Below are 8,118 nucleotides of genomic sequence, written 5' to 3'. Positions count from 1 at the left end.
TGTCAGCTCCGATGACCGTGGACCGGTGAGAGATTCGCCAGCGCGGCGGACAGCGCGCGACGGACGTCGGCGCGGCTGATGGGGGTATCGTCGTCGAGGGCGGCCAGCTCGATGGTGAGGAAGTCGCGGATCAGGTCGGACATGCTGACGCCGCGGTGGTCGGCCTCGGCGCGGATGCGTTGATCCATGGCGTAGGGGAGCCGGACCGTGCGCAGCACCGTGACGGGGGTGTCGGGGCCGGGGAGATCGGGTTCGGGGGCGTCCTCGTCGAAGGTGAGGCTGTCGAGGAAATCGCGCGCCTCGGCCGCCGTGTTCGGGTACCCCTGGTCCGGATGGTCACTCATGGTCCGCCTCCCATTGTTCGAACTGGGCGAGAAGCCGTCCGGTCACCGGCCGGACGCCGATGACCTGCTGGTCCCACTGCGACAGCGGGCGAACCACCACCGCGAGCGGCAGCCCGGCGCCGGTGCGGCCGATGATCATGAGGGCGGGTAGTCCGCCCGTCCCGCGCACCGGTCGCGGCCAGCGCCGGCCGGGTCCGGTGAGGACCCGCAGGACCTCTTCCGGCGCGATACCGAGCCGGGCCGCGACGTCGAGGGCCCACTCAGGAATCTCATATCCCACGGCCGCATAATACGATCGTAAAACAGCTGGTCGCCACCTGTCGACCAGAGTTTCGAGCGAACCCTGGGCGAGTCGGTCGCGGGCGTGTTGCCGGAGCGGCGTCCTCGACACGCGGGCCGAGGCGCGCCGCACAAGGCATCATGAACCAATGGACCCGGTGAAAACGGTCGCGCCGAGCCTCGCGGGGGTGCTGGACCGCAATCTGTTCTGGATGGTGTGGAACACCGTGCTGGCCTGGATCCCGGTGGCGTTGGCGCTGCTGGTGTTTCGGCGCCCGCCCGAAGATGAACGACGACTACCGATTTCGCCGTTCTGGTGGGCCGGTGTCGTGCTGTTGCTGCTGTTCCTGCCGAACGCGCCGTACGTGGTGACCGATCTGGTGCATCTGCGCGACGATATCCGCGCCGCGGGCAACGGCCCTGTGGTGACGACGATTCTGCCGGTGTACGGCGTATTCATCGTGTCCGGATTCGTCGCCTACTACCTGGTGCTGGCCGAGATGGGCCGCTTTCTGGAGGCGCGCGGACTGGCGGCGTGGCGGACCCCGGTGACCCTCGCCGTCCATTTGCTGTGCGCGGTAGGCGTTTTCCTGGGCCGCTGGGTGCGGCTGAACTCGTGGGAGCCGGTGGTGCAGCCGCGCGGCACCTTCGACCGCATGATGCTGGCGTTGAGCTGGAACTGGGCCCCGGTGCTGATCGCCGCGGTGTTCGTGGCAACGGCGTTGGGCCACTTCGTGACCCGCGCCGTGGTGGAGGCGGGCGTGGACAGCGCCCGCCGGGGCGCCCGGCTGATCCGAACCCGCAGGTTCGCCTAGCCGGACGCCCACGGGGGGATCAGGCGATGCCGAGGCGCTCTGCCGCCAGCACCCGGATCGCCTTCTTGTCCGGCTTGCCCAGACCGGTCAACGGCAGCCGCTCGATGACGATCACGTGCTTGGGCACCTGCACGGAACCCTTGCGCTGCTTGACCGCGGCCTGGATCTCGGCGGTGACGGTCTCGACCGCGGCGGGGTCGGCGGCGGTGGCGGGATCGAGCACGAGCACCGCGGTCACCGCCTCGCCCCACTGCGGATCCGGCACGCCGACGACCGCGACCTCGTGCACCAGAGTGTGCTCGGAGACAACGTCTTCCACCTCGCGGGGGAACACGTTGAACCCGCCGGTCACGACCATGTCCTTGGAACGCCCGACGATGAACAGGAACCCGTCCTCGTCCTGACGCGCCAGGTCACCGGTGCGCAGCCACCCGTTCTTGAAGGTGTCGGCGGTGACCTCGGGCAGGTTCAGGTAGCCGCCCGCGAGCAGCGGCCCGGAGACGCAGATCTCGCCGACCTCGCCCTGCGGAACCTGCTTGTCCTCACCGTCGAGCAGCGCCACGCGCACCGCGGTGGAGGGCCGGCCGCACGAGGTGAGCCGCGCCTTGTCGTGCTCGTCCTTGCCCAGGTAGCTGATCGCCATCGGCGCCTCGGACTGCCCGAAATACTGGGCGAAGATGGGCCCGAACCGATCGATGGCCTCCTGCAACCGATTCGGGTCGATCGCGGACGCGCCGTAGTACACGGTCTCCAGCGAGGACAGGTCCCGCGCCTTGGAGTCCGGGTGGTCGAGCAGCGCGTACAGCATCGACGGCACCAGCATGGTCGCCGAGATCTTGTGCTCCTCGATCGCGCGCAGCACCTCGCCCGCGTCGAAACGCGGCAGCACCACGCACTGCCCGCCCAGTAGCACGACCGGCAGGAAGAACGCCGCGCCCGCGTGCGAGAGCGGGGTGCAGATCAGGAATTTCGGCTGCTTGGGCCATTCCCACTCGGAGAGCTGGATCTGCGTCATGGCGTTCATGGTCTGCGCCGTGCCGATGACGCCCTTGGGCTTGCCGGTGGTGCCGCCGGTGTAGCTGATCGAGATGACGTCCGAGGGCAGCAGTTCGGTCGCCTCGACCGCGCGCGGCTCGTACTTGTCGGCGGCGGCCAGGATGTCCACGCCGACGTCGGCGAGCTGCTCGGGCACCGGGCCCAGCACCAGGATCTTGGTCAGCGTCGGCACCATGTCGACCAGTTCGCGGGCGCGCTGCACGAACGCGGGGACCGGGTCCAGGATCAGCGTCGAGATGCCCGCGTCGGCAAGCACATACGCGTGATCGTCCAGGCCGCCGATCGGGTGCAGCGCGGTGCGCCGCGAGCCCACGATCTGACCGGCGCCGATGGTGAACAGCACCTCGGGCCGGTTCAGGGCGAGCACACCGACCGGGGTGCCGGTGGTGACGCCGTGTTCGGCGAAGGCGTCGATGTAGCGGCTCATGCCGTCGAGCACCTCACCGCCGGTGAGGATGTGGTCGCCGAGGGTGAGCACCGGACGGTTGCGATGCCGCTTCAGCCCGGCCACCAAGGCGTGCCCGTTGTGCACGGGCAGCCGGAGCATGGTGTCGGGATCGATTGCACTCATGGGGTTCTCAATTCATCCGATGGTCACGCCGTGTGGGCCGCGTACAGGGTGACGACGACCGCGCCGCCCAGGCCCAGATTGTGCGCCAGTGCGGTGCGCGCGCCCGCCACCTGACGGTTGCCCGCGAGTCCGCGCAGCTGCCAGCTCAATTCGGTGCACTGCGCCAGGCCGGTCGCGCCGAGCGGGTGGCCCTTGGAGATCAGGCCGCCGGAGGGGTTGACCACCCAGGTGCCACCGTAGGTCGTCGCGCCCGACTCGACCAGGGCTCCGGACTCGCCCTCGCCGCACATGCCCAGCGCCTCGTAGGTGATGAGCTCGTTGATGGAGAAGCAGTCGTGCAGCTCGATCACGTCGACGTCGTTGACGGTGATCCCGGCGCGCGAGAACACCTTCGACGACGCGGCGCGGGTCATGGGCGCGCCCACCACGTCGATCATGGAGCCGGTGGAGAAGGAGGTGCCGTCGTCGGTGGCCAGCTCCTGGGCCAGGATCTCGATGGCCTGGTCCTCGAGGCCGTTGGCCTTCACGAACTCCTCGCTGACCACGACCGCGGCGGCCGCGCCGTCGGACATGGGCGAGCACTGCGAGCGGGTCAGCGGGCCGTGCACCGGCTTGTCGCCGAGCACCTGCTCGAGGGTGTACGCGTCCTGGAACTGCGCGAGGGGGTTGTTGGTCGAGTGCTGGTGGTTTTTCACCGCGACCGCGGCCAGCTGCTCGGGGGTGGTGCCGTAGCGCTTCATGTGCTCGATGGCGGCATTGCCGAAGAACTGGGTGGTGATCGGCGCGGCCGAGAACTCGAAGAGCTCCTTGTTCACCTTCAGGTGGTGGTCGACCGTGGTGACCTTCGGCTTGGTGGCCGGGCCCGCCATGGCCTCCTTGGTCATCTGCTCGAAGCCGACGGCCAGGGCGACATCGGTGATGCCGGAGGCGACCCACTCGCGGGCGAACATGAGCGCGGTGGAGCCGGTCGCGCAGTTGTTGTTCACGTTCACGACCGGGATGCCGGTGAGACCGATGTCGTAGAGCGCCCGCTGACCGGCGGCCGAGGGCTGGAAGACGTAGCCGACCGCGGCGCGCTGCACCTGGTCATAGGTGACGCCCGCGTCCTTCAGCGCGCCGTTCACGGCCTCGGCGACCATCTCCGGGTAGGTCCACTCGCGGGAACCGATCTTGACGAACGGCGTCATGTTCACGCCGACGACGAAAACGCGTCGCATTGGGTTGTCCACTCCTGTTCTTCGGGAACGTAATTCGTTGTTGTGTCTAGTCGGCGCGCGGGACGCGGCCGTCGATATCGGTGAAGCCGTACGCCTCGGCCAGGTCGGCGACCTTCCAGGCTTTCCCGGTGCGCGCCAGGCGATCCGGGTCCGCGGCCAGGGCGGTGACGGCGCGACCGGCGAAGTGCGGGGTCTCGGCCTGATCCAGGTCGAAGGTGCCCTCGCCGGGCAGGGTGACCAGGCGACGGCCCTGGGCGTCGGCCGGAACCATCTGCAGCAGTTCGGTATTGACGATGCCGGGCCAGATGGAGACGGCGGTGGTGCCGGTGCCCTCGAGGTCGTGGGCCATGTCGGCGGTGAGCCGGTCCACGGCGGTCTTGCCGACCCCGTAGACCGCGTTGTGCATGTGGCGGACCGCGCCGGGGGAGGAGACGCTCACGATCAGGCCCCGCGACTCGATGAGCAGGGGCGCGGCGAAAACGCTGGCCACGTAATGAGATCGGACGCCGATGTCGAAGCCCTCGTCCCAGGCCTTCGGCGGCACCTCCCAGAACTTGCGCCCGATCCAGCGCGCCGAGGCGGGGGAGTTGTAGACGTTGTTGACCAGTACGTCCAGGCGGCCCTGTTCGTCGCGGATCTGCGCGAAGAGTTTCTCCACCGCGGCGTCGTCGCGGTGATCGCAGACCACCGCGACCCCGTGCCCGCCGAGGGCGTCGATCTCGGCGGCCGTCGCGGAGACGGTGCCCGGCAGGTGCCCGGCCGTGACGGTGCGCCCGGTGACGTACACGGTCGCCCCGGCCGCGCCCAGCTCCAGGGCGATGCCCTTGCCGATGCCCCGGCTGGCCCCGGTCACCACCGCGACCTTTCCGGCGAGAATCTTGGGTATTTCGCTCACGACCTCTGGACATTACCTTGAAATAGGAACGTGTTCTAGAAATTGGAGGCGGAGTGGAACTGACGCATCGGACGATAGACACCGGGGAGGTCCGCCTGCACGTCGCGGATCAGGGCGAGGGCTTCCCGGTCGTCTTCTGTCACGGGTTCCCGCACACCTGGTACATGTGGCACCACCAGCTCGACGCGGTCGCCGCCGCGGGCTACCGTGCCCTGGCCCCCGACCTGCGCGGATACGGCCGCACCGAGGCCCCCGCGGACCCGGAGGCCTACACCAACGCCGCCGTCATCGGCGACCTCACGGCCCTGCTCGACGACATCGGCGCGGAAAAGGCCGTCTTCGTCGGCCTCGACTTCGGTGCGCAACTGGTGTGGGAGCTGAGCCTGCGCGCCCCCGAACGGGTCGCCGGCGTCGTGGTCCTGAACAACCCGTTCGCCCCGCGGCCCCCGCGCCCGCCGTCGGCCTTCTGGACCAAAGCGGCCGAACGCCACTTCCTGCACCTGTCCTACTTCCAGACCCCCGGCGTCGCCGACGCCGAACTCGCCGCCGACCCGCGCGGCTTCCTGGCCCGGGTCTACTACTCCCTCTCCGGCGACTACCACTACCTCGACACCTGGAAGAACCCGCCCGGCCTCGGCTACCTCGACGTCCTCCCGCAGGCCCCCGCCCTGCCCTGGCCGTGGCTGTCCCAGGCCGAATTCGACACCCTGGTCGCCGATTTCGAGCGCACCGGCTTCACCGGCGGCCTCAACTGGTACCGCAACCTCGACCGCAACTGGGAACTCACCGAGGCCTACGCCGACGCCAAGGTGGAAGTCCCCACCTACTTCCTCTACGGCGAGAACGACCCGGACATGGAGGGCTTCGCCGGCCGCGACCCCCTGGCCACGTTGCGCGCCAACGTCACCGACCTCCGCGAGGTCGTCGATGTCCCCGGCGCCGGCCACCTGGTCCAGCTCGAACGCCCTGAGGCGGTCGACAACTTCATCATCAACGCCCTGAAGGGCCTCGACCTGGGCTGAGGCCCGTCGTCGAATTCAGGTGACGCCCCGGCAGTTCTGGCCCGACACGGCCGGAACTACCGGGGTGGCCGATGGTGCAACCGCGCCGAAGAGCCTCGACCTGGGCTGACGGTGGGTGGGGGGAGAACCGGACATTGCGGTGCAGGACCGGTCATGATTCGGGGTACGGGCGTCATCTTCTGTTCGTATGACCAGTCCGGGGGTACGGTCGGGCTGAGTCGGGAGAGTCGAGGAGGAGGCCCGGATCATGGCTGCGCGAGTTCATGCGTTCACCGATGATGCGTTGGGTGAGCACGACGGGGTGGGGATCGCCGCGTTGGTGCGGCGGGGGGAACTCAGCGCGGCGGAGGTGGCCAAGGCGGCGCGGGAGCGGGCGGCTCGGGTGAATCCGGAGTTGAACGCGTTGGTGGTGGATCTGGATACGCCGCTGGTGTCGGGGGAGCGGGAGGCGCTGCTCTACGGTGTGCCGACGTACGTCAAGGACAACACCGATGTGTCCGGGATGCCGACCCAGCACGGGAGTGCGGCGTGGCGGGCGCGGCCCGCGAAAGCGCACGGACCCTTCACCAAACAGTTCCTCAGTACCGGGATGACCCTGCTCGGGAAGACCACGTTGCCGGAGTTCGGGCTGAATGCCACGACCGAATTCGTGGATGCCGCGCCGACGCACAATCCGTGGGCCACGGGCTATTCGTCCGGCGCGTCGTCGGGTGGTGCGGCCGCCATGGTCGCGGCGGGCGTGGTGCCGATCGCGCACGGTAATGACGGGGGCGGCTCGATCCGCATCCCCGCCGCCTGTTGTGGGCTGGTCGGATTGAAGCCGACCCGGGGACGCCACATCGATGGTCCGCAGGCTCGCTCGATGCCGATCAACCTCGTCTCGGAGGGTGTGCTCACGCGCACTGTCCGCGACACGGCCACGTATTTCGCTGCCGCCGAGCGTTTCTGGCGGAATCCGGCGCTGCCGCCGGTGGGTCTGGTCGAAGGTCCGGCGCAACGGCGACTGCGGATCGGAGTGCTCACCGAACCCATCACCGGCGCTCCGCTCGACCCCCAGGTTCGGGCCGTGCACGACGACACCATCGCATTGCTGGAGAGTTTGGGCCACGAGGTGCGCACTCTGGCCTACCCGGTGGATCGCGGGTTCGCCGACGACTTCGCCACCTACTGGGCGATGCTGGCGTTCCTGTTGGGCCGCACCGGCAAACTCACCCTCGACCGCTCCTTCGACGCCGCCCGCCTGGACCCGTTCACCCGTGGCCTGGCCGCGCGGTTCGGCGGATCCGTGCTGCGCTCACCCGCGGTGCTGTACCGGCTCTCCCGCATCCGTCAGGCCTACGCGGCGTCCTTCCGCGATGTCGAGCTCGTGGTGTCGCCGGTGCTGGCGAGCGTGACGCCGCACCTGGGGTACCTGAGTCCAGACCAGCCCTTCGACGAGGTCTTCGAGCGCCTGCTGAACTACGTCACCTACACCCCGCTGGCGAATGTGACGGGTGCACCGGCCCTTTCACTGCCCCTGGGCGCGTCCGCCGACGGCCTCCCCATCGGCATGATGCTCTCCGCCGCGCACGGCGACGAACGCACCCTGCTCGAACTCGCCTACACCCTGGAGGCGGAGCGGCCCTTCCGCCGTATCCAGGACTGACGGCGGCTCAGGAGATGTTCTTCGGGTAGGATATCGATCCGGCCGCCCACGCCGCACTCGGCAGCGTGAGGACGGCGGCCGAGGTGACGGCGGCGAGGGCGAGCAGACGGCGGAAACTGCCTGCGTGCACGGTATTCCTGAGTGGGGAGTCGCCACCACCCCACCCGGGGGGGGGCGGGCGACACGACACCCCGTTAAAACGAAAAATTACCCTAAAAACCAAAAGGGGGGTTTGCCGGCCCCGGCCGGGGCCGGTTGTGGACACGTGCCCAAA

The 8,118-nt window shown here is 69.0% G+C and carries 9 protein-coding genes; 3 read left to right on the top strand and 6 right to left on the bottom strand.

The features are described 5' to 3' along the window. Positions 1 to 2 precede the first annotated feature (2 nt). On the bottom strand, positions 3 to 344 hold the full coding sequence (locus ACFV4K_RS33065; protein ID WP_379280222.1) for a hypothetical protein: 342 nt from the start codon (positions 342 to 344) through the stop codon (positions 3 to 5). Further along, complete coding sequence (locus tag ACFV4K_RS33060) at positions 337 to 624, bottom strand: hypothetical protein (RefSeq protein WP_379280221.1); 288 nt, start codon at positions 622 to 624, stop codon at positions 337 to 339. The genes ACFV4K_RS33065 and ACFV4K_RS33060 overlap by 8 nt, the downstream gene beginning before the upstream one ends. A 148-nt stretch (positions 625 to 772) precedes the next feature. On the opposite strand from ACFV4K_RS33060, the gene ACFV4K_RS33055 reads away from it, so the two are divergent. Then, a complete protein-coding gene (locus tag ACFV4K_RS33055) occupies positions 773 to 1,438 on the top strand; it encodes a DUF1361 domain-containing protein (RefSeq protein WP_357083115.1) in 666 nt (221 codons plus the stop codon). 19 nt (positions 1,439 to 1,457) lie between these two features. Here ACFV4K_RS33055 and fadD8 read toward each other — a convergent pair whose 3' ends face one another. From fadD8 to ACFV4K_RS33040, 3 genes are read right to left on the bottom strand one after another with little or no spacing between them, the layout of a single operon-like run. Beyond that, positions 1,458 to 3,065, bottom strand: a complete 1,608-nt coding sequence (gene fadD8 / locus ACFV4K_RS33050; protein ID WP_379280219.1) for a fatty-acid--CoA ligase FadD8 — start codon at positions 3,063 to 3,065, stop codon at positions 1,458 to 1,460. Between the two features lie 23 nt (positions 3,066 to 3,088). Beyond that, positions 3,089 to 4,282: a Nonspecific lipid-transfer protein gene (locus ACFV4K_RS33045; protein WP_379280217.1), complete on the bottom strand. Its 1,194-nt coding sequence runs from the start codon at positions 4,280 to 4,282 to the stop codon at positions 3,089 to 3,091. A 46-nt stretch (positions 4,283 to 4,328) separates the two neighbouring features. Continuing rightward, the gene (locus ACFV4K_RS33040; protein WP_379280216.1) at positions 4,329 to 5,177 is read right to left on the bottom strand and encodes an SDR family NAD(P)-dependent oxidoreductase; all 849 of its coding nucleotides are present in this window, start codon (positions 5,175 to 5,177) and stop codon (positions 4,329 to 4,331) included. A gap of 53 nt (positions 5,178 to 5,230) precedes the next feature. Between ACFV4K_RS33040 and ACFV4K_RS33035 the strand changes: the two genes are divergently transcribed. Together ACFV4K_RS33035 and ACFV4K_RS33030 are read left to right on the top strand one after the other, a co-directional pair. Then, positions 5,231 to 6,199, top strand: a complete 969-nt coding sequence (locus ACFV4K_RS33035; RefSeq protein WP_379280214.1) for an alpha/beta fold hydrolase — start codon at positions 5,231 to 5,233, stop codon at positions 6,197 to 6,199. 247 nt (positions 6,200 to 6,446) lie between these two features. Continuing rightward, a complete protein-coding gene (locus ACFV4K_RS33030) occupies positions 6,447 to 7,844 on the top strand; it encodes an amidase (RefSeq protein ID WP_379280212.1) in 1,398 nt (465 codons plus the stop codon). Positions 7,845 to 7,851: 7 nt separating this feature from the next. Here ACFV4K_RS33030 and ACFV4K_RS33025 read toward each other — a convergent pair whose 3' ends face one another. Then, positions 7,852 to 7,974, bottom strand: coding sequence for a hypothetical protein (locus ACFV4K_RS33025; protein WP_379280210.1), 123 nt, complete (start codon positions 7,972 to 7,974; stop codon positions 7,852 to 7,854). Positions 7,975 to 8,118 lie beyond the last annotated feature (144 nt).

Source organism: Nocardia sp. NPDC059764 (assembly GCF_042732555.1).
Taxonomy (GTDB): Bacteria; Actinomycetota; Actinomycetes; order Mycobacteriales; family Mycobacteriaceae; genus Nocardia.
The sequence above is the reverse complement of the archived record's forward strand: the minus strand, read 5'-3'. Positions and strand labels throughout refer to the sequence as shown.